The sequence below is a fragment of the Streptomyces tubbatahanensis genome (assembly GCF_022699385.1).
In the GTDB taxonomy this organism is placed as follows: domain Bacteria; phylum Actinomycetota; class Actinomycetes; order Streptomycetales; family Streptomycetaceae; genus Streptomyces; species Streptomyces diacarni.
Genome location: NZ_CP093846.1, coordinates 2121679 through 2143489, shown reverse-complemented (window position 1 = coordinate 2143489; position 21811 = coordinate 2121679). Strand labels below are relative to the sequence as shown.

The 21811-nt window shown below is 71.6% G+C and carries 16 protein-coding genes; 8 read left to right on the top strand and 8 right to left on the bottom strand.

Translation table 11 applies throughout. The features are described from left to right. Positions 1–488: 488 nt before the first annotated feature. Complete coding sequence (locus tag MMF93_RS09225) at positions 489–1817, top strand: sensor histidine kinase (protein ID WP_423835383.1); 1329 nt, start codon at positions 489–491, stop codon at positions 1815–1817. A gap of 111 nt (positions 1818–1928) precedes the next feature. On the opposite strand, the gene MMF93_RS09220 is transcribed toward MMF93_RS09225, so the two are convergent. Beyond that, positions 1929–3638, bottom strand: a complete 1710-nt coding sequence (locus MMF93_RS09220) for an NsdA family TPR-like regulatory protein (protein WP_242750706.1) — start codon at positions 3636–3638, stop codon at positions 1929–1931. Between the two features lie 231 nt (positions 3639–3869). Between MMF93_RS09220 and lipB the strand changes: the two genes are divergently transcribed. From lipB to MMF93_RS09200, 4 genes are all read left to right on the top strand, one after another. Further along, positions 3870–4688 (top strand): lipoyl(octanoyl) transferase LipB, encoded by an 819-nt coding sequence (gene lipB, locus MMF93_RS09215; protein ID WP_242750705.1) that lies wholly within the window; start codon positions 3870–3872, stop codon positions 4686–4688. A 114-nt stretch (positions 4689–4802) separates the two neighbouring features. Next, positions 4803–5750, top strand: coding sequence for a lipoyl synthase (lipA, locus tag MMF93_RS09210; protein ID WP_114018596.1), 948 nt, complete (start codon positions 4803–4805; stop codon positions 5748–5750). Positions 5751–5998: 248 nt separating this feature from the next. Next, complete coding sequence (locus tag MMF93_RS09205; RefSeq protein ID WP_242750704.1) at positions 5999–6226, top strand: hypothetical protein; 228 nt, start codon at positions 5999–6001, stop codon at positions 6224–6226. Between the two features lie 146 nt (positions 6227–6372). Beyond that, positions 6373–7062, top strand: coding sequence for a DUF4191 domain-containing protein (locus tag MMF93_RS09200; RefSeq protein WP_242750703.1), 690 nt, complete (start codon positions 6373–6375; stop codon positions 7060–7062). Between the two features lie 258 nt (positions 7063–7320). On the opposite strand, the gene MMF93_RS09195 is transcribed toward MMF93_RS09200, so the two are convergent. Continuing rightward, positions 7321–7791 carry an RDD family protein gene (locus tag MMF93_RS09195; protein WP_242750702.1) on the bottom strand — a complete coding sequence of 157 codons (471 nt, stop codon included), beginning with the start codon at positions 7789–7791 and terminating at the stop codon, positions 7321–7323. 336 nt (positions 7792–8127) lie between these two features. On the opposite strand from MMF93_RS09195, the gene glnA reads away from it, so the two are divergent. Further along, positions 8128–9543, top strand: a complete 1416-nt coding sequence (glnA, locus tag MMF93_RS09190; RefSeq protein WP_114021046.1) for a type I glutamate--ammonia ligase — start codon at positions 8128–8130, stop codon at positions 9541–9543. A gap of 324 nt (positions 9544–9867) precedes the next feature. Here glnA and MMF93_RS09185 read toward each other — a convergent pair whose 3' ends face one another. The 5 genes from MMF93_RS09185 to MMF93_RS09165 form a co-directional block, all read right to left on the bottom strand. Further along, entirely contained in the window at positions 9868–10647 is a 780-nt protein-coding gene (locus MMF93_RS09185; RefSeq protein WP_242750701.1) for an NAD(P)-binding domain-containing protein, read from the bottom strand. Positions 10648–10909: 262 nt separating this feature from the next. Further along, entirely contained in the window at positions 10910–13510 is a 2601-nt protein-coding gene (locus MMF93_RS09180) for an ABC transporter permease (protein WP_242750700.1), read from the bottom strand. Between the two features lie 10 nt (positions 13511–13520). Continuing rightward, positions 13521–14291: an ABC transporter ATP-binding protein gene (locus tag MMF93_RS09175; protein WP_242750699.1), complete on the bottom strand. Its 771-nt coding sequence runs from the start codon at positions 14289–14291 to the stop codon at positions 13521–13523. Positions 14292–14451: 160 nt separating this feature from the next. After that, the gene (locus MMF93_RS09170) at positions 14452–15576 is read right to left on the bottom strand and encodes a tetratricopeptide repeat protein (protein WP_242750698.1); all 1125 of its coding nucleotides are present in this window, start codon (positions 15574–15576) and stop codon (positions 14452–14454) included. Between the two features lie 224 nt (positions 15577–15800). Beyond that, positions 15801–16613, bottom strand: coding sequence for a thioesterase family protein (locus MMF93_RS09165; protein ID WP_242750697.1), 813 nt, complete (start codon positions 16611–16613; stop codon positions 15801–15803). A gap of 89 nt (positions 16614–16702) precedes the next feature. Between MMF93_RS09165 and MMF93_RS09160 the strand changes: the two genes are divergently transcribed. After that, a complete protein-coding gene (locus MMF93_RS09160; protein ID WP_242750696.1) occupies positions 16703–18157 on the top strand; it encodes a glyceraldehyde-3-phosphate dehydrogenase in 1455 nt (484 codons plus the stop codon). Between the two features lie 404 nt (positions 18158–18561). Continuing rightward, entirely contained in the window at positions 18562–20781 is a 2220-nt protein-coding gene (locus tag MMF93_RS09155; RefSeq protein WP_242750695.1) for an NADP-dependent isocitrate dehydrogenase, read from the top strand. Positions 20782–20868: 87 nt separating this feature from the next. On the opposite strand, the gene MMF93_RS09150 is transcribed toward MMF93_RS09155, so the two are convergent. Next, positions 20869–21735 carry a DUF1206 domain-containing protein gene (locus tag MMF93_RS09150; protein ID WP_423835382.1) on the bottom strand — a complete coding sequence of 289 codons (867 nt, stop codon included), beginning with the start codon at positions 21733–21735 and terminating at the stop codon, positions 20869–20871. Between the last annotated feature and the right edge of the window lie 76 nt (positions 21736–21811).

The following is a 21811-nucleotide window of genomic DNA, read 5'->3' as shown; positions in this document are numbered from 1 at the left end:
GCCGTCTTCCGGTGCCGGGTGCTCCACCCGCCGAGCCGCGCGGCCAGCCCCGGGCGGGCCCCGCCCGCTGGACGGGGCGGGCGTGTCGAGCGGGGCGGGCGGGGCGGGCGGGGAGTGGTGCCCGAGGCCGGCGGTCCGGCCGGTCCGCCGGTCTCGGGCGCGGTGGGCGGTCTGGTCGGTGAGCCGGTCGGTGGTCTGGTCACGGGATCCCCGCTTCTGATCTCGGAGGTGTCGGTCGGACGTACCTGGATCGAGCGGAAACGACGCTAGAAGCGCGCGACCGCGCGCCCCAGCCGCCGAAACCCCCAGCAGGAGGGGACGAAACGAGACCCGGGAGGTGGTGCTAGGTGCACCCCGCAGACGGGCGCGGAGACGAGTGTGCGGAAGGGCCGCCGCGCGCAGACTGGTCACCGTGCCCGGAAAGTGGGCATCCAGCACCGCCCGGGCACGGGGCCGGGCGGGCGGTGGCCGAGAAGAGGGGAACGGGCATGACACCGCAGGACGGCATGGAGCGGGCGGGGGCGCCGGGGCCCGCCCGAGCACGGAGGGGCCGCGCGGCGAGCGCACTGCTCGCCGCCGTACGCGGCATCCCGCTGATGCTGCTCTCCCTCGGCTTCTCCCTCGCCCTGTTCATCGTGACGGTGCTGTCGGTCGTCTTCCTGCTGCTGGGCATCGGCTTCTTCACCACCCCCTGGGTCGTGCACGCCGTACGCATCCACGCCAACCAGCGCCGCGCACTCGCCGGCCACTGGGCGGGCCTGCGCATCCTGGACCCCTACAGGCCGCTGCCACCCGGCCCCTCGGGGATCACCGGGCACGTCGAACGCACGGTGCTGATGCTCAAGGACCCGGCCACCTGGCGGGACCTCGCCTGGCTGCTCTGCGACGCCGTGGCGGGCTTCCTCCTCGCCCTCCTGCCGGCGGCGCTGATCGCCTGGAGCCTGGAAGGGTGGGTACTGCTCGCGGGCCTGTGGCACGCCGTCGCCGGTGACTACTGGTACGGCTTCATCCACATCGACACCTTCGGCGACGCGCTGGCGGCCGCCGCGCTCGGCACCTTCGTCCTGCTGATCGGCCTCCACGCCAACCCGTACCTGATCGACGGCCACTTCCAGCTCGCCCGCGCCCTGCTCTCCCCCACCAGGGGCGCCCAGCTCGCCCAGCGCGTCGAGCGGCTGTACGAGACCCGGCACGACGCCGTCGACACCTCGGCCGCTCAGCTGCGCCGCATCGAACGGGACCTGCACGACGGCGCACAGGCCAGGCTGGTCTCCATGGGCATGAGCCTCGGCGCCGTCGAAGCCCTCGTCGAACACGACCCCGCACAGGCCAAGAAACTCCTCGCCCACGCCAGGGAGACCTCCGCCGAGGCCCTGACCGAACTGCGCGACCTGGTGCGCGGTATCCACCCGCCGGTACTGGCCGAACGCGGTCTCGGGGACGCCGCCAAGGCCCTCGCCCTGCGGATGGGGATGCCCGTCGACGTCGACATCGACCTGCCGGGGCGCTTCCCCGAGCCCGTCGAGTCCGCGGCCTACTTCTCCCTCAGCGAGATCCTCACCAACGCGGCCAAGCACGCGGACGCCGACCACATCTGGGTCGACATCCACCACACAGAACTCGACGGCGGCATGCTGCGGATCGCCGTCACCGACGACGGGCAGGGCGGCGCCGACGTCTCCCGCGGCTCCGGCATCGCGGGCATCGAACGCCGCCTCGGCCAGTTCGACGGCGTCCTCGCCCTCACCAGCCCCCCTGGCGGGCCCACCATGGTCACCATGGAAATCCCCTGCCGACCACTGACCCGGCGCCCGTGACACGAGCGCCGGGCACACGCCCCTCGCCGGGGCCGGGGCGGCAGCGCCCGCCGGGCGCGGGCGGCGGCGGTGCGGGCTCCGTTCCGTTGTCAGGCGCGGTGCGCCTCGGGATCACACCAGGGCCGAGACCTTTTCCCGGTACTGCCGGACCGGCGCCGCGTCCCGGTACGGTTCCAGGCGGCGTTCGAAGTCCCGTACGTACTCGTGGGCCCGTACCGAGCGCATCTCCGCCGCCTGGTGGGCCGCCTCGGCGGCGAGCTGGCAGGCCTGCTCGATCTCGCCGAGCCCCAGCCGGGCCGTGGCCAGCACCACCCGGCAGAAGAGCCTGCTGCGCGCGAACCCGGCCCCGCGCAGCTGGAGGGAGCGCTCGGCGTGCTGCGCGGCGGCCCGGTACTGCTGGAGGTCCCGGTGGCAGTGGCCGAACTCGTCGGCGAGCTGCGCGTCGTCGAAGAAGCGCGCCCAGACGGGTACGTCCTCGCTGGGGCGCGCTGCCTCCAGGGCGCGCTCCGCGCGGGCCAGTGACGCCGCGCAGGCCCGCACCTCACCCAGCACACCGTGCCCGCGCGCCTCCGCCGCGTGCAGCAGCGCCTGCACGACGGGCGGCACCGAGGTGCCCACGCCCTGCTGGGCGACCCGCGCGAGCTGCACCGCCTCCCTGCCGTGCCCCAGGTAGACGGCCTGCCTGCTCATCGTCACCAGCACGTAGGCGCCGAAGGCGCGGTCGCCCGCGGCCTGCGTCAGCCGCAGCGCCTGCACGAAGTAGCGCTGGGCCAGGCCGTGCGCGGCGATGTCGTAGGAGGTCCAGCCCGCCAGCCTGGTCAGGTCCGCGGCCGCGCCGAAGAGGCGTCTGCCGAGCTGCTCGCTGTAGACACCGCGGAGCATCGGCTCGGCCTCGTGTTCCAGATACCGCACCAGAGCCTGCCGGGCGTGGCCGCCGCCGTAGGCGTGGTCGAGAGCGCGGAAGAGCTCGCACACCGAGCGCAGCGCCGCCACGTCGCCGCCCGAGACCCGCTGGCCCGGGCCCCGCTCGACCCGGTCGAGGCGCGCGGCGGCCAGCGACGGCGGCCTGGTGGCGACGCCTGTCCCGCCGCCGATCCGGGACTGCGCCGGGACCCGCAGGCCGCCGCCGGGGGACGCGCCGCCCACGGACCCGCCCACGGCTCCGCGCCCGGCGGCCGGCCCCGGAGGGGCACCGCGCCCCGGCCCGGCGCCGGGCCCGCGGGCCGGTCCTGTGCCGGCCCCGAGCCCCGCGGCGAGCGGCCCTGTGCCGGCGAGGGCGCCGGGGCCCGCGCCGCCGGGCGGAGGGCTCAGCGGCCCGTCGGGCTCGGGGCCGCGCGCCACCCGTTCGTCGGCCCTGCCGATCAGCCAGTCCCGGCTCGGCACCACGAGCCCCGCCGGGGTGAAGGCGATCTTCCGCAGCTCGGCGTGGCTGCCCGAGTCCTTGCGCCACAGACCGCTGACGATGTCGACCGCCTCGGCGGGCGTCGCCGCGAACTCCAGACCCGCGTAGACGGGCGCACACGCGTCCAGCCCCAGGTCCTGCGCCGTCAGCCGCCGCCCGAGGCGCCGGGTGAAGACCTCGGCGATCAGCGCGGGTGTGGTGCCCCGCGGCTGCTGACCGCGCAGCCAGCGCGTCACCGACGTCTTGTCGTAACGCAGGTCGAGACCGTGTTCGAGGCCGAGCTGGTCGACGCGCCTGGCCAGACCGGCGTTGGAGAAGCCCGCCTCGGCGATCAGCGCGGCGAGCTGACGGTTGGGGATGCGCTGCTGGGATGGCTGGGTCGTGTCGTTCACCGACTCCCCAGATCGTTCCATCGTCATCGGCTTCACGGTCTCCTGCCCTCACGGCTTGTGTCAGACGCCGGGGCGCCCTGCTGGAACGGCGCGAATGTAACGGTCCGCCGTACCTCGTTCGCCCCCTTCGTCGTGTATTCATCCGTACGTGTGAGTAGGTGACCACCTGCGACGACACTGGGTGACCGCCGTAGAGTGGCGGCGGGCGCGAGCGCGGAGCAGCCCGCCACCGCGGGCGTGACGAAGGAGACATGAGGCATGGGAGAACCCCGGCTGGACGGTCCGGTGGAGGGCGAGCTGCGCTTCGTCCACCTGGGCTTCGGCGACAACGCGGTCGACTACCTCGACGCCTGGCAGGAACAGAAGCGGGTGCACGCCGCGCGGTTCGCCGACGAGATCCCCGACACCTGCCTGATGCTGGAGCACCCCCCGGTCTACACCGCCGGGCGGCGCACCGAGGACAGCGAGCGCCCGCTTGACGGCACCCCCGTCGTGGACGTCGACCGCGGCGGCAAGATCACCTGGCACGGCCCAGGGCAGCTCGTCGGCTACCCGATCCTGAAGCTCCCCCGCCCCGTGGACGTGGTCGCGCACGTGCGCCGCCTCGAGGAGGCCATGATCCGGGTGTGCACCGAGCTGGGCGTCGAGACCACCCGCGTCGAGGGCCGCAGCGGAGTGTGGGTACTCGGCGACGACCTCGGCAGGGCGTCCGGGCCCGCCGCCACCGGGCTCGCGCTCGACCTCGACCCCCGGCTCAACCAGGACGAGTACGACCCGCGCCTGATGGGCCCCGAGTACGCGCCCTCCAACGCGGGCCAGCGCGGGGTGGACCGCAAGATGGCGCAGATCGGCATCCGGGTCGCCAAGGGCGTGACCATGCACGGCTTCTCGTTCAACTGCGACCCGGACACGACCGGTTTCGACCAGATCATCCCCTGTGGCATCCGGGACGCGGGCGTCACCTCGCTCTCCCAGGAGCTGGGCAGGAATGTTCCCGTCTCCGAGGTGCTTCCCCTCATGGAGAAGCACCTGCGCGAGGTGCTGGAGTCCTCGACGCCCCTGCCCCGCGCGGTCTGACCCCTTCCGCCACGGGCCGGAGCTCTTCGACAGGTTCCGGCCGGTTCGGAAGCTCACAACCGCAGGCGTAGCCTGATACCCGCCGCTGAATCGAAAGTACGTAGGGAGCCGGACGTGTCCGCTGTCGCACCCGACGGTCGCAAGATGCTCCGCCTGGAGGTCCGCAACAGCCAGACCCCCATCGAGCGCAAGCCCGAATGGATCAAGACCCGGGCGAAAATGGGCCCCGAGTACAACGCCCTCCAGAACCTGGTCAAGAGCGAGGGCCTGCACACGGTCTGCCAGGAGGCCGGCTGCCCCAACATCTTCGAATGCTGGGAGGACCGCGAGGCGACCTTCCTCATCGGCGGTGAGCAGTGCACCCGTCGCTGCGACTTCTGCCAGATCGACACCGGCAAGCCCGCCGAGCTCGACCGCGACGAGCCCCGCCGCGTCGCCGAGTCCGTGCGCACGATGGAGCTGCGCTACGCGACGATCACCGGGGTCGCCCGCGACGACCTCGACGACGGCGGCGCCTGGCTCTACGCCGAGACGGTGCGCCAGATCCACGACCTGATGCCCGACACCGGCGTCGAACTGCTGATCCCCGACTTCAACGCCGAGCCCGACCAGCTCGCCGAGGTCTTCTCCTCCCGCCCCGAGGTGCTGGCCCACAACGTCGAGACGGTGCCCCGCATCTTCAAGCGCATCCGCCCCGGCTTCCGCTACGAGCGCTCGCTGGAGGTCCTCACCCGCGCCCGCGAGGACGGCCTCGTCGTCAAGTCCAACCTCATCCTCGGCCTCGGCGAGACCCGCGAGGAGATCAGCGAGGCCCTGCGCGACCTGCACGAGGCCGGCTGCGAGCTGATCACCATCACCCAGTACCTGCGGCCCACCCCCCGCCACCATCCCGTGGAGCGCTGGGTCAAGCCCCAGGAGTTCGTCGAGCTCAAGGACGAGGCCGACGAGATCGGCTACGCCGGCGTCATGTCCGGCCCGCTGGTGCGCTCCTCGTACCGCGCCGGACGCCTCTACAAGCAGGCGATCGAGGCCCGCAGGACGGGGAACACCTCCGCGGCCTAGCGCCTGGCGCCTTGGCGCCTGACGCCTGGCGCCTTAGCGCCTGACGCCTGGCGGCGTCCGCGGGAGCGCTCGGCGGGCGTCCTCCGGGCGGGCTGAGAGCGCTGTGCGGCGAAGCGGTCAGTGAGCTTCGCCGCACATGCTTCTTCCGGCTTTGACCCCCCGGCCACCGCCTGGTAACACCGTTGCGTGACGCTGTCACCGCGCACCGCGCACGGTTCGAACGAGGCGAGGACTGACGGAGGGGCACAGTGCGGACCACCCTGTGGGCACTGGAAGGTCTGGAGCACATCCTGTTCGGCAGCGGCCGGCGGGTCGCGTGCCGCAACGCGTGGACGGCGGTCCTGGAGGACCGCGACAGGGCGAGGTCCCGGCTGGAAGCGGAGTCGGTACGGAACGCGGCGGCGGCCGCCCTGGAAGCGGAGGCGGTGGTGCACGCGGCGGCCGACCGCCCGGCGCCCGCGGCCTCCCGGGGCTGAGCCGCGGCCTCCCGGGGCTGACCCCGGAACTCCGGCCCCGGTGCCGACCCCGCCACCGGCGCCCGTACCTGCACGGAGGGGTACGGCGGCCCCCGTACCCCCGGCCGCGCGGCACACCACCCGCGGCCCCACGTAAACTTCACCGCATGGCGAGGAAGGACAACACCGAGAACCCTGGGCGGCTCAAGCAGATCGCCCAGACGTACAAGATGACCCGGCGCGTGGACCGGAAGATCGGTTGGATCCTGGCCGGCGTGGGGCTTGTCACCTTCGGTGTACTCCTCGCGATCGGCTTCCTGATCGGTCACCCGGTCTACCTGGGCATCGTGGGCGTGCTCCTCGGCCTGCTGGCGTGCGCGATCGTCTTCGGACGCCGTGCCGAGCGGGCCGCTTTCGGACAGATGGAGGGCCAGCCGGGGGCCGCGGCCGCCGTGCTGGAGAACATCGGCAGGGGCTGGCAGGTCACCCCGGCCGTGGCGATGAACCGCAGCCAGGACATCGTCCACCGGGCCGTCGGCAAGGCCGGCATCGTCCTGGTGGGCGAGGGCAACCCGAACCGGCTGCGCGGTCTGCTGGCGTCCGAGAAGAAGAAGATGAACCGCGTGGTCGGCGACGTGCCGGTGCACACGATGGTCGTCGGCGACGGTGAGGACCAGGTCGAGCTCAAGAAGCTCCGCGTGAAGATGATGAAGCTGCCCCGCACGCTCCAGGGCCAGCAGGTCACCCAGATCAACGACCGGCTTCGCGCGCTCGGCGACCTCATGAGCAACATGCCCATCCCGAAGGGGCCGATGCCCAAGGGCATGAAGCTCCCGAAGGGCCCGCAGGGCCGCTGACGGGGCCCCACCCGACGGTGGGCTTCCCCAGCGAGTTCCACGACGGAGCCCTACGGCGAGTCCGACGACCGAGTCCTACGGCGACTGCCACGACGGGGGGCGGGGACCGCGCACCGCGCGGTCCCCGCCCCCCGTCGTGCCTGCCCGGACGCTGTCGTGCCTGCCCGGACGCTGTCGTGCCTGCCGGATACTGGTACACGGGCTCGTACACGGGCACGCGCCGGGTGGGCCGGACCGCGAGCGTGCGCGACTGCGCTGTCAGCCGCGTACCTGCACGGACCCCGAGAGCCGGTCGTGGAGGCCCCGGTTGTCGCGGTCCCAGATGAGCGCGGGGATGGCGATGCCGAGCAGCACCGTCCGCACCACCGTGCGCCACACCGGCAGCTTGCCGAGCCCGTCGAGAGCCACGACGCGCAACCCCAGCAGCCGCTTGCCCGGGGTGCTGCCGACCGTACCGACCGTCAGCACGCTCATGACGACGAAGACCACCAGCGCCCAGTCGCTGGTGCCCTCCAGCTTCCGGCCGGCCAGCAGAGCGAAGGCGATGAGTGCGCAGAGTGCCCAGTCGATGAAGAGGGCACCGATCCGGCGGCCGACCGGAGCGAGGGAACCGGGCCCCTCCTCGGGCAGGCCGAGCCGCTTGCCGCGGTAGCCGAAGTCGGCCCCCATGTCCGCTGCCGCCGCCCGCGGTCCTGACAGCCACGACCCGATTGCTTCCCTGTTGTCCACCCGTCAACGGTATCGCGCCGATTTCCGGCCGCCGTTTCCGGCCGACGCCGGGTTGCTCGGCGTCGGGCCGCATGGCGTCGGGCTGCACGGTGTCGGGCTGCACGGTGTCGGGCCGCATGGTGTCGGGCCGCACGGTGTCGGGCCGCACTGCTGATCGTGAGCGCGGAACTCCGCATGGTGAGGGTCGGAGAGGTCGCCCGGCGATTAACATCGGCGAAACAAATGAGTCATGCTGGAGAAATGGCCCCTGCCTAGGGTCGGTGCCAGGCGAGCGGCCCCGTGCCGCAGCCGGAGCCGGAGCAAGCCCGTCCCGACGCGGCGGGACTAGGAGGATGGATGTTCCAGAACGCCGACGAGGCCAAGAAGTACATCGCGGACAACGACATCAAGTTCATCGATGTCCGGTTCTGCGACCTGCCCGGCGTCATGCAGCACTTCGCCGTACCGGCGGATACCTTCGACCCGACCGAGAGCCTGATGTTCGACGGCTCGTCGATCCGCGGCTTCCAGGCGATCCACGAGTCCGACATGGCCCTCGTCCCCGACCTGTCCACCGCGCGCCTGGACCCGTTCCGCTCCGAGAAGCACCTCAACATCAACTTCTTCATCCACGACCCGATCACCGGCGAGCAGTACAGCCGTGACCCGCGGAACGTGGCGAAGAAGGCCGAGGCCTACCTCGCCTCCTCCGGCATCGCCGACACCGCCTTCTTCGGCCCGGAGGCCGAGTTCTACGTCTTCGACGACGTCCGCTTCGAGACGAAGGCGAACGCCGGCTACTACCACATCGACTCCGAGGCGGGCGCCTGGAACACCGGCGCCATCGAGTCCGGCGGCAACCGCGGCTACAAGGTCCGCTACAAGGGCGGCTACTTCCCGGCCCCGCCGGTCGACCACTTCGCCGACCTCCGCGCCGAGATCTCCCTGGAGCTGACCAAGGCGGGCCTGGAGGTCGAGCGCCAACACCACGAGGTCGGCACCGCGGGCCAGGCGGAGATCAACTACAAGTTCAACACGCTGCTGGCCGCCGCCGACGACCTGATGCTCTTCAAGTACATCGTCAAGAACACCGCCTGGCGCAACGGCAAGACCGCCACCTTCATGCCCAAGCCGATCTTCGGCGACAACGGCTCCGGCATGCACGTCCACCAGTCGCTGTGGACCGGCGGCGAGCCCCTCTTCCACGACGAGCAGGGCTACGCGGGCCTCTCCGACACCGCCCGCTACTACATCGGCGGCATCCTGCGCCACGCCCCCTCGCTGCTCGCCTTCACCAACCCGACGGTGAACTCCTACCACCGCCTGGTCCCCGGCTTCGAGGCCCCGGTCAACCTGGTCTACTCGCAGCGCAACCGCTCCGCCGCGATGCGGATCCCGATCACGGGCTCCAACCCGAAGGCCAAGCGCGTCGAGTTCCGCGCCCCCGACCCGTCCTCCAACCCGTACCTCGCCTTCTCGGCGCTGCTGCTCGCGGGCTTGGACGGCATCAAGAACAAGATCGAACCGGCCGAGCCCATCGACAAGGACCTCTACGAGCTCGCCCCCGAGGAGCACGCCGGCGTCCCCCAGGTCCCCACCTCCCTCCCGGCCGTCCTCGACGCCCTCGAGGCCGACAACGAGTACCTCCAGGCCGGCGGCGTCTTCACCTCCGACCTCATCGAGACCTGGATCGACTACAAGCGCACCAACGAAATCGCCCCCATGCAGCTGCGCCCCCACCCGCACGAGTTCGAGCTGTACTTCGATCTTTAAAAAGCGCACGGCGTCATGTGGCGCTGTGACGGTAGACGTTCCGTGGGCCGTGTTCTCCTTCGTCGGGAGGCACAGCCCACGGCTGTTGGACCGACCCCTGGCCGACGGATTCGTGTCGGTGCGAGGTGTGGCATCTGTCCCGGGCGGTCGGCTGCCCGGTGGTCACCGCCACGTCCCCGGGCACCGGGTTCCCTGCCCGCTCCTCCTGAGTGGGCGCTCCGTGCTCCGGTGAAGGGAACGGGGTGGCCCGTGCGGGGTCGTCACCCTTTGAGCTGGTGACGACTGCACACAGGTACCCGGAGTGTGGCCGTGAGGTGGCCGGGGTTACTGGAGGTCGGTGAGGAGGTTGTCGAGGGCCTTGTGGAGGGCTGCGGAGTTGGGGGAGTCGAACCAGGTGGTGCGGATGCGCTCGTTGTTGCCGTTGGGGGTTTCGTGGTCGGCGGCGAGTTGGTGCAGGGAGCGGGTTTCGTCGCTCAACGCGCGGCCGACGCCCTGGAAGAGGCCGCGGACGTAGCGGTCGGCGTCTTCGGGGGCGGTGCCCTGAGCGGTGGCCCACGACGTGAGCGTGGCGAGATACGCGTAGTGGGTGGTCAACGTGCCCGTCAGTGCGGAGAAGACGTTGAAGGCCGCCTCGTCCGCGACCGGCAGCACCCCGCCCAGGCGTGCGAAGAGCGCGTCGGCGTCCGGGTGCGACGGGAACGTCACCGTGACGGAGCGGCGTTCGCGTACGGAAGGCAGCGGGATGGCCCGTACCAGCGGGGCGTCGGTGCCGAGTGTCCGGCGCAGGTCGTCGTTGGCGACGCCGGCCATCACGTTGACCACCAGTTTGTCGTCGTCCACCCGCAGGCCCCTCAGTGCCTCGTGGCGGTCCTGGCGGCGTACGGCGATGAGCACCGCCTCGGAGCGGTCCACCACCTCCTGGTTGGTGGCGCAGACCTGTACGCCCTCGTAGCGCGAGGACAGTTCAGCGGCCGTGCGGGCTCCGCGGGGAGAGAGGAACACCTGCGGTGACTCGTCGCCTCCGTGGTACAGCCCCAGCACGAGGGCCCGCCCGATCTCGCCCACTCCGATGATGCCGATGCGCTCCACTGTGCGTTCCTCCATGTCCGCGGTGCGGGGTGGTCGCGCTGCTCCATGGTGCTGGTCCGGGCCGGTGAGTCAGTGACGAGGGTGCCGTGACTCCGTCGGCAACCGCCGGAGGAGCACTTCCTTCGCCACGACAGGGCGGTGGCCCGGTTGGTGAGAGGGACTGACGTCCCCTCGCACCGTCGGCGTCGGCGGCGCCGGCCGTCGTGAGACGGCGGTGACCGCCCGTGAGCTGTTGGCGCTCCGGGTGGTCACCGCGCCGCGTGCACGGCGGCAGCCGTCACTCTCCCGCGTACACCGCCTCGATGGGGCGGCTGCGGAGCGCCGAGCGGGTCGGCAGGCTGATGGAGAGCCAGCCCAGCAGGGTCACGAAGGCGATGATGCCGATCCAGGCCAGCGGCTGGATGTGGGGGATCGGCTGGCCTGTCAGGCCCAGGGCGCAGCCCACGGCGGGCGGGATGGCGATGGCCACGCCGATGAGGACGGCGGTGACGATCACGACCCAGGATTCCAGGAACATCATCCGCCGTGTCTGCCGCTTGCTCGTGCCGATCAGTCGCAGCATGGCGAACTCGCGGCTGCGGCCCGTCGTTGCCATGACCAGGGTGTTCACCACGGCGATGAGGACGTAGAGCATCAGCAGCCCGTTGGCGATCAGGTTCGTCCAGGACTGCTGGGCGAACTGGCCCTGCTGGACGGCGCTGAACTCCTGCGGGCTCTGCACCGCGAGGCCGGGCGTGTGCTCGGCCAGTTTCTCCAGACCGGCCTCCACCTGCGGGGACGCGCCGCCGCTGCCGGCGCTGACGAGCAGTGCCGTGTCCTGCTGGTTGGCGGTGTGTTCGGTCAGCATCCGGTGCGGGAGGGTGATGTCGCCGAAGCCGAGGCCGTTGCCGTAGACGGCGACGACCTTCAGCTTCTTGTGCACTCCGTCGCCGAGGTTGATGTCGGCGGTGTCACCGACGTCCACCCGCGCCGTGTCGGCGGCCATCCAGCTGAGCGCCACCGTGTCGCCGGTCAGCTTGTCCATGCTGCCTTCGCGCACGTCCAGGTCGAGCGTGCTCTCCAGGTCGCGCCCGTCCAGGCCCTGGGCGCTGAAGGGGTTGGAGGCGGGCTTGTCGATCTCGATGTAGTTGAGCAGTACCTGCGAGCGGGTCACCGGGGTGACGGTCTCGACGCCGTCGAGGGCGCGGACCTTCCCGGCCAGGCCGGTGGACAGCCCCGTGGTGTCGCTGGTGATCACGTAGTCGGAGACGACACCGGTCGCCGCCTGTTCCTGGGCCGTCGCCTCGACGGTGTTGAGCATGGACAGCTGCATCAGCGCCATCGCGGTGCCCAGCGCCAGGGGCACGACCGCGCTGCTGAGGCGGCGGGCGTTGGCACTGCTGTTGGCACTGGCCAAGAAGCCACTCACGCGGGAGCGTTTGAACAGTGGCGTCAGCATCCGGGTCGCCGCCTGCACCAGGATGGGGGAGATCAGCGCGCTGCCCACCATGAGTACCACCAGCGCTCCGCCGGCCCCGGCGATCGCCACCTGGCCCGGGATGACCAGCGGCGCCACGATCGACGCCACCAGGCCGAGCAGCAGCAGGCTCACACCGACGGTCTTGCGGGTGCTGCCCAACTCCTCCTGCTCCGCCTCGGACTCGCTCAGCGCTTCCACCGGCTGGATCCGCGCGATGCGGAACGCGGCGATGAACCCCGCCAGCCGGGCACCCAGCACGGTCAGCAGCACGGCGGCGACGGCAGGCAGCGGGTTGAACGACAGCTCGAAGTCCTGCGGCAACACGCCGGCGTGCGCGAACGCGTCCCGCAGCAGCCCGGCGGCCAGGAAGCCGGGCGCCGCGCCCAGCACCGCCCCGGCGACCCCCACCAGCAGCACCTCGCTGCCGATCAGCTTGTGCACCTGGCGCGGTGTCGCCGCGATGGCGCGCAGCATCGCCAGTTCCCGGCGGCGCTGGTGGACGACCAGGCCGAGGGTGGAGGAGACGACGAAGATGACGACGCCGAGCGCCGTGCCGCCGAACGAGGCGGACAGCGGGACGAGGAAGCCGCGGGAGGCGCCGACGTCCAGGAACTCCAGGTCGCCGATCCCGTCACCGGTGTAGGTGACGATGTGCGCCCCCGGGTCGGCATGCGCCCCGGTGGCGGCGTCCGCGCCGCTGAGGGCGTCCTCGATCTTCCCGGCGAGGTCGTCCGCGTCGGCCCCGTCCTCGCCCAGGACGCCGATCGCCGTCAGCCGGTCGGGGCGCGGGGAGAGAGCGGTGGCCTGCGCGTCGGTGAAGAACGCGGCCGACTGCCGGTCCAGGCCGTTCGCGGGCGCGTCGACCAGGCCGACGATCCGGTAGACGTGCGGTGTCGTGCCGATTGAGAGCCGCGCGGTGTCGCCGACCTTGAGTCCGGCGCTGCGGGCGAGGCCGGCGTCCAGCACGGTCTCCCGGGCGCTGCTGGGCCTGCTGCCCTCGGTCAGTTCGAAGGGGCCGAGCGCGGTGGAGGACCAGCCGTGGCCGTACAGCGGCTGGTCGAGCCGCACGGGCTCACCCCGTGCGCTGCCGTTGTCCTTGTGCAGGTTCATCTCGACCGTGCGGTCGCGCACGACCTTCTCGACGCCGTCGACGCGGGAGACCTGCTCGGCCGTCGACGCGGGGACGGTGACGCGATCGGGGAAGTGCGGGTCGAAGTTCTCCTTGACGTCCTTGGTCTGCTTCCCGCCGACCATCACGGTCGCGCCGGCGTACCGCTCGGGGGCGACGCCCGAGAGCAGTCCTGACATGAGCAGTACGCCGCAGGCGGTGATGACGGCCGAGCCGCAGATCACGGCGATGAACGCCGCGATGAAGCCGCCCTTGCGGTTCTTGATGGTGCTCCAGGCTATGTCGAACACGAGCTCTGCCTCACCAGTCGCCGAGGTGCGTCATGTGCTCGGCGACCTGGGCCGGCGAGGGCCGGTTCAGGTGGCCCGCGAGCTGCCCGTCGGCGAGGAAGAGCACCGTGTCGGCGTAGGAGGCGGCGACCGGGTCGTGGGTCACCATCAGCACCGTCTGGCCTATCTCGTCCACGATCTGCCGGAACAGCTTGAGGACCTCCTGGCTGGTGCGGGTGTCCAGCGCGCCGGTCGGCTCGTCGGCCAACAGCGCGTCGGGCCGGGTCACCAGCGCGCGGGCGATCGCGACGCGCTGCTGCTGGCCGCCGGAGAGCTGGTTGGGCCGGCGGTCGACGTGCTGGTTCATCCCCACCCTGGTCAGCACCTCCTGCAGCCAGGCCTCGTCCACGGCCATGTCCGCCAGCCGCGCGACGAGCGTGACGTTCTGTCTCACCGTCAGCGCCGACATCAGGTTGTAGGCCTGGAAGACGTAGCCGATCCGCTCGCGGCGGATGGCCGTCAGCGCCGCCTCCTTGAGGCCGGACAGCTGCGTGTCACCGAGGTAGACGTGGCCGGTGGTCGGCTGGTCGAGTCCCGCGACGCAGTGCAGGAAGGTGCTCTTGCCGGAACCCGAGGGGCCCATGACAGCGGTGAAGGTGCCGCGCGGCACATCCAGGGAGATTCCCCGCAGCGCGGTCACGGCATTCTCCCCTGTGCCGTACGTTTTCGTGACGGAGTCCAGCCTCATGGCCGCTGCCCGCGTCGCCACCGCGGCTGCGGACGCTCCCCATTCCGATGTCATTTTCCTTGCCCTTTCCGGTTGTCGGCAGCTTCACCGTATGAGACCGCCGACGGGGCCACGAACGCCCTGGATCCCGTATCGATGGTGGTGCCTGCTACACCATCACGGTGCTGCGCACTCCACGGCGCGGGGTCCGTACCGGTTCACCTCCCGCTGTGCGTCAGGGGTGTGAGGGGGCGTGCGCGCGTGAGGCCGAGGTGTCGGGCAGAGGCCCAGTGCCCAGTTCGGTGGCGGCCCTCTCGACCATGGCGCGCGCGTGGTGCAGCCCGATGCGGGCGAACGTGTCGCGCAGTCCGGCCAGCTCCGCGCTGGTCGCGGACCGGGGCCTGCCCAGGCGGGCCAGGGACTTGGCGAGGCCGAGCCGGGACAGCGCCGTCCCCCGCTGCTCGTCCATCGCGGCGAACTGCCCCAGCGCCTGCCGGTAGATGTCGCGGGCTTCCGTGTACCGGCCGGCGCGGTAGAGAACGTTGCCGCGCATCTTGTGGTTGTAGGCCAGAGCGCTCGACAGGTGCATCCCGCGGCAGTCGGCCTCGGCTTCGGAAAGCAGCGCGAGGGCGCGCTCGGTGTCCTCGTCGCGTACGGACACCACGTCCGCGATGCCCCTCAGCGCCCAGGCCCGCCCCCTGCGGTCGTCACCCGCCGCGGCGGTGCGGGCGGCCTCCTCGAACAGCTCCAGCGCCCTGTCGTAGGAGCCGGTGTTGCGGTGCATCTGCGCTATGCCCTCCAGCGCCCACACCGTGTGCCGCACCTCGCCGCGGCTGCGGGCCTCGGTCAGGAGCTGGTCGTGGATCGCGCCGACGGCCTCGTAGTCGCCCTGGATCCGGCCGGTCTCCGCCAGCCCGGCCAGCGAGTAGCCGCGGGCCAGCACGTCGTCGCCGCGTTCGCCCAGGTCGGCCGCGCGCCGCAGCAGCCGGTAGGCGAGCGGGAGTGCGCCGCGCTGGCGGGCGAGGGTGCCGCCGCTCCACAGGGCCCATGCCATGGCCCCGACGTCCCTCGCCGAGCGGGCCGCCCGGTAACTCGCCTTCCACGCCCGGTCGGCTTCGGTGACGTTTCCGAGGCGCCGGTGGGCCTCCGCGACGGCGAGCCCGCAGTGCGCCATCTCCTTCTCCTCCCCGGCCTGCTCGGCTGCCCGCAGCTGGGTCGCCCCCTGGACCAGTACGTCGGACAGGGACGAGTTGACGGACAGTGCGCCCAGGGCGCCCAGGGCGCCCTGGTACTCGGGGGCGAACGCCTTGGCCCCCGCCGGGTGGGTCCGCGTCGGGTCCTGCCGCGTCGTCCGTGTCATGTGCCGCACCGCCACGCTCCATCGCTCGTCCGTCCTTCGTCCTTGCCGGTTCGACGCTATGAGCGTGGCGGGGGCCGCCGAATCCGTCTCCGCGCTGGTCAACGGGTCATACCTGAGTGCTACGCGCGGGCGCCCACTCCCGAGCGAGACGTACGGGACGAGCGCCGCCCGCTGCCTGCCGGTGGCCGTGGCGCCCGCTGCCTGCCCGCGGCGCCCGAAGCCCGCTATCCGCCGGTGGCCGGCAGGGGGCGCACGGTCAGGAGTTGCTGGGCCTGGCCGACCGGGCCGCTCAGGTCGTGCAGGACGGTGCTGGTGAGCCCCTGGCCCGTGGGCCCGAAGACGACGGTGGTGTCCAGGCCTGTCCAGGGGCCTTCGGGCTGACGGTGGAGGTGGAGGGTGAGGTCGACGTTGGGGAACATCCAGTCCGTGGGCGACTGGCGTACGGCGATGCCGTTGGCGGTGTCGACCAGGGCGACGAAGGAAGCCAGCGGGCTGCTGGGCCGGCCCGCCACGAGGTCGACCCCGGTGGAGATCCAGGCGGTGGTGCGGCCGGGCTGCGGCGGCGCGAGCGGCCGGATGTCCAGTGAGGCGATGTAGCCGCCGGGCCACACGGAGTCGAGCGGCCAGGGCGCGAGCTCTTCGGGCGGGGTGAGCGTGGCGGCGCCGCCGCCGGCGACGGCCGTGGTGTCGGCCGCGGCCAGAAGCCAGGCGCGGGCGCGTACCACCGGGCGGTCGGCGATGAGGACGACGGCCTCGAGCAGTTCGATGGTGCGGCCCGGGCGGATGCTCTCCACCCGGATCTCACACTCGTCGAGGGCCAGGCGGCCCAGGATGTCGAAGCTGATCCGTGCGGGGAGCAGTCCGGTGCCGGGGCGGGCCGCCAGGTGGCGGTCCATGGCGTGGACGATCAGGCCGCCGAGCGGGCTGAAGTGCTGCTCCTCGGTGTTCCACGCTCCGCTCGCGTGCGCGGTGGGCTTGTAGCGGTGCTCGTCGACGGGTTCGTAGTAGCTGTCGGGGGTCGGCGTGCCGGACTGCAACGGGGTGTCTCCTCGGGGACGGGCCGATCACATGATCGGGATGGCGGGGGTTAGCATATGAGCACCGCCTAGCTCGAAAGATAAGAACTGTGACTGTCAACGAGGACGCGTTCACCAACTGGAAGCACCGCGAGGAGATCGCGGAGTCGATGATCCCGATCATCGGGAAGCTGCACCGCGAGCGGGACGTCACCGTTCTGCTGCACAGCCGCTCACTGGTGAACAAGTCGGTGATCAGCATCCTCAAGACCCACAGGTTCGCCCGGCAGATCGCCGGCGCGGAGCTGTCGGTCACCGAGACGCTGCCGTTCCTGCAGGCCCTGACCGCGCTCGACCTGGGCCCTGCGCAGATCGACATCGGCATGCTCGCCGCCACCCACAGGGCCGACGACCGCGGCCTGTCGGTGGCCGAGTTCACCGCCGAGGCCGTGGCGGGGGCGACGGGCGCCAACAAGATCGACCGCCGCCAGGCGCGGGACGTGGTCCTCTACGGGTTCGGGCGTATCGGCCGCCTCCTGGCCCGTCTGCTGATCGAGAAGGCGGGCTCAGGCAACGGCCTGCGGCTGCGGGCCATCGTCGTACGCGAGGCCGCGGGCCGGCCGGCGCAGGACCTGGTCAAGCGGGCCTCGCTGCTGCGCCGTGACTCCATCCACGGCCAGTTCCAGGGCACCATCACCGTCGACGAGGCCAACAGCACCCTCGTCGCCAACGGCAACGAGATCAAGGTGATCTACTCCGACGACCCGGCGTCGGTGGACTACACGGGCTACGGCATCAACGACGCCGTCCTCATCGACAACACCGGCAGGTGGCGGGACCGCGAGGGGCTCTCCCAGCACCTGCGCCCCGGCATCGACAAGGTCGTGCTGACCGCACCGGGCAAGGGCGACGTCCCCAACGTCGTGCACGGCGTCAACCACGACATGATCAAGCCGGACGAGCAGATCATCTCGTGCGCCTCCTGCACCACCAACGCGATCGTGCCGCCGCTGAAGGCGATGGCGGACGAGTTCGGAGTGGTGCGCGGCCACGTGGAGACGGTCCACTCCTTCACCAACGACCAGAACCTGCTGGACAACTACCACAAGTCGGACCGCCGCGGGCGCTCGGCGCCGCTCAACATGGTCCTCACCGAGACGGGCGCGGCCTCCGCCGTCGCCAAGGCGCTGCCCGACCTGGACGCGAAGATCACCGGCAGCTCGATCCGGGTGCCCGTGCCCGACGTCTCCCTCGCCATCCTCAACCTCCAACTCGCCCGCGAGACCGACCGCAGGGAGGTCCTCGACCACCTCCGCGACGTCTCGCTCACCTCGCCGCTCAAGCGTCAGATCGACTTCACCAGCGCGCCCGACGCCGTCTCCAACGACTTCATCGGCTCGCGCCACGCCTCGATCGTCGACGCGGGCGCCACCAAGGTCGACGGCGACAACGCCATCCTCTACCTGTGGTACGACAACGAGTTCGGCTACTCCTGCCAGGTCGTCCGCGTCGTCCAGTACGTCTCCGGCACCGAGTACCCGACGTACCCGGCTCCGGTGGCCTGACGACGCGCACGCCACGTCCGGGAACCTGACGGCGGTCACGTGCCCGGAGGGCGGGGTGGCCGACCCGCTGACGGGACCTGCCGCGCCCGCCCGTCAGCCCGTCAGGCGGGCAGATCCCGGTGCTGCTCCACGGAGTCCGTCACGTGGCGGCGGGAGCGGCACGGGGAGTCAGCCGGGGTGACACGCGGTGGCCGCGTGTCTCGGCCCACGGGCGGGCAGCCCGCGCCACGGGCGGACGCCGTGTGAGGGGACGGCCTCCGACCAGGGGTTTTCCGGGGTCGGGTAGAGGGAAGAGCCGTTGCCGCGGCCACACGCGGGCCGCTGTGCCCCCGCGCGGCCGGACGGGATATCTTGATATCGAGACGATGTAAACGCGAGACGCGCAGACGCGAAGCGGAGTAGCGGTGACTGACTCGACCATCATTTATACGCACACTGACGAGGCCCCGGCCCTGGCGACCTATTCCTTCCTGCCCGTCGTCGAGGCCTACGCCTCGACGGCCGGTGTCGCTGTCGAGACCCGCGACATCTCCCTGGCCGGACGGATCATCGCCGGCTTCCCCGAGCGCCTGGCTCAGAACCAGCGCGTCGAGGACGCCCTGGCACAGCTCGGCGAGCTGGCCAAGACCCCCGAGGCCAACATCATCAAGCTGCCGAACATCTCGGCGTCCATCCCGCAGCTCAAGGCGGCCATCGCCGAGCTCCAGGAGCAGGGCTACGCGCTGCCGGACTACCCGGACGACCCGCAGACCGACGAGGAGCGCGAGGTCCGCGCCCGCTACGACAAGGTCAAGGGCAGCGCCGTGAACCCGGTACTGCGCGAGGGCAACTCGGACCGCCGCGCGCCTGCCTCGGTCAAGAACTACGCCAAGGCCAACCCGCACCGCATGGGCGAGTGGAAGGCCACCTCGAAGACCAACGTCGCCCACATGGACGACGACGACTTCCGCTCCACGGAGAAGTCCGTCGTGCTGGCCGAGGACGGCGCCCTGCGCATCGAGCTGCACGGCGACGACGGCTCCAAGACGGTGCTGCGCGAGTCGGTGCCGGTCAAGGCCGGTGAGGTCGTGGACGCCTCGGTGATGCGCGTCGCCGTCCTGCGCGAGTTCCTCACGGCGCAGGTCGAGCGGGCCAAGTCCGAGGGCGTGCTGTTCTCGGTGCACCTGAAGGCGACGATGATGAAGGTCTCCGACCCGATCATCTTCGGGCACGTCGTGCGGGCCTTCTTCCCGCGGACCTTCGCCGCCTACGGCGACAAGCTCGCCGCCGCGGGCCTGACCCCGAACGACGGTCTCGGCGGCATCTTCAAGGGCCTGGAGTCGCTGCCGGAGGGCGAGCAGATCAAGGCCTCGTTCGACGCCGAGCTCGCCCAGGGCCCCGACCTGGCGATGGTCGACTCGCACCGCGGCATCACCAACCTGCACGTGCCCAGCGACGTCATCGTGGACGCCTCCATGCCCGCGATGATCCGCACCTCCGGCCACATGTGGAACAAGGACGACCAGGAGCAGGACACCCTCGCGGTCATCCCCGACAGCAGCTACGCGGGCATCTACCAGGCCGTCATCGACGACTGCAAGGCCAACGGCGCCTTCGACCCGGCCACCATGGGTTCCGTTCCCAACGTCGGTCTGATGGCGCAGAAGGCCGAGGAGTACGGCAGCCACGACAAGACGTTCGAAATCCCGGCGACCGGCACCGTCCGCGTGCTGGACGGCGAGGGCACCCTGGTACTGGAGCAGGCCGTCGGCGAGGGCGACATCTTCCGGATGTGCCAGACCAAGGACGTGCCGATCCAGGACTGGGTCAAGCTCGCCGTCACCCGCGCCCGCGCCACCGGCGACCCGGCGGTCTTCTGGCTGGACGAGACCCGCGCCCACGACAGGAACCTCATCGCCAAGGTGCGCGAGTACCTGCCGCTGCACGACACCGAGGGCCTGCGCATCGAGATCATGTCCCCGGCCGAGGCGATGACCTTCTCCCTGGAGCGCATCCGCCGCGGTGAGAACACCATCTCCGTCACCGGCAACGTGCTGCGCGACTACCTGACCGACCTCTTCCCGATCCTGGAGCTGGGCACCAGCGCCAAGATGCTGTCGGTCGTGCCGCTGATCAACGGCGGCGGGCTGTTCGAGACGGGGGCCGGCGGTTCGGCGCCCAAGCACGTGCAGCAGCTCGTCAAGGAGAACTACCTGCGCTGGGACAGCCTGGGCGAGTTCCTCGCGCTGGCCGTCAGCTTCGAACACCTGGCGCTCAAGACGGACAACGCGCGCGCCCGGATCCTGGCGGACACCCTCGACCGCGCCACCGGCACGTTCCTGACCGAGAACAAGTCCCCGACCCGCCGGATCGGTGGCCTCGACAACCGCGGCAGCCACTTCTACCTCGCCCTGTACTGGGCACAGGAGCTGGCCGGGCAGACCGAGGACACCCAGCTCGCCGAGGCGTTCGCCGGCCTGGCCAAGACGCTGACCGAGCAGGAGCAGACGATCGTCGACGAACTGGCGGCCGTCCAGGGCTCGCCCGCCGACATCGGCGGCTACTACCAGCCGGCCCCGCAGAAGGCGTCGGCCGTCATGCGGCCGTCGAAGACCCTCAACGAGGCGCTGGCGACGCTGAGCTGAGGCGCCCGACCGCCCGGCGCTTCGGAGGGCCCCGGGGGTGCGGCACCACGCCGCCCCCGGGGCCCTCGCCCGCTCCGACCGGTGGGCTCAGGTCCTGCGCCAGCGTGCGACGCCGAAGGAGTAGAGGCCGAAGAGTCCCAGCCCCACCGCGACGGCGACCAGCAGCCAGGGCCCCGCCGGAGTCTCGGTGAACGAGCGCAGGGTGTCGTCCATGCCCCTGGCCTTCTCCGGCTCGTACGCGTAGGCGGCCCGCAGGAGGAAGACGCCCGCGGCGGCGAACACCAGACCGCGCGCCACCCCGCCCGCGATACCCGTCACGTCGACGAACCTGCGCTCGCGGCGCGGCATCCGCCCCGTCCGCAGCTGGTCGTGGTAGGTGCGCAGTGCCGCGCGCCCGGCCATCACCACCCCGGCGACGACCACGCCGGCGCCCACCGCGCCCATCAGCCACTGCCCGGCGGGCAGCCCCAGCACCTCGGCCGTCACGTCCCTCGACTGTTTGTCGGAGGCGCCGCTGCCGCTGCCGCGGTCGCCGACGGCGAACGCCAGCACCGAGTAGGCCACGAACCCGTAGAAGACCCCGCGCGCCGCCGACAGCAGCCGCTTGTGCACCCTGTGCCCCTCGGGTTCGCTGACACCCCAGGCGGCTTCCGCCAGCCGCCACAGCGCCATGCCCGCCAGCGCCAGCCCCAACGCCCACAGTACGAACGCCCCGAACGGCCTGCCGGCCACCTCCTGCAGCGCCCCGCCGCGGTCCGCCTGCCCGCCGCCCTTCTTCCCGTCGGCGAACGCCACCTGCAGCGCCAGCACGCCGACCAGCAGATAGATGAACCCGCGCCCCACGAACCCGGCCCGCGCCGCCCAGCCCAACACGGGCCGCGCCCGCGCCTTCGCCCGCACGGTCGCCTTCCGCGCGCCGCCGCGTCCTCGGACACCGGATACGGACATGTCCATCGGACCCTCCCTGTTCGCTCCTGCCGAGCGGGTGCCCCGTTTCCCGGCGAACGGAACGAGGCGGCGTGTGAGGGCT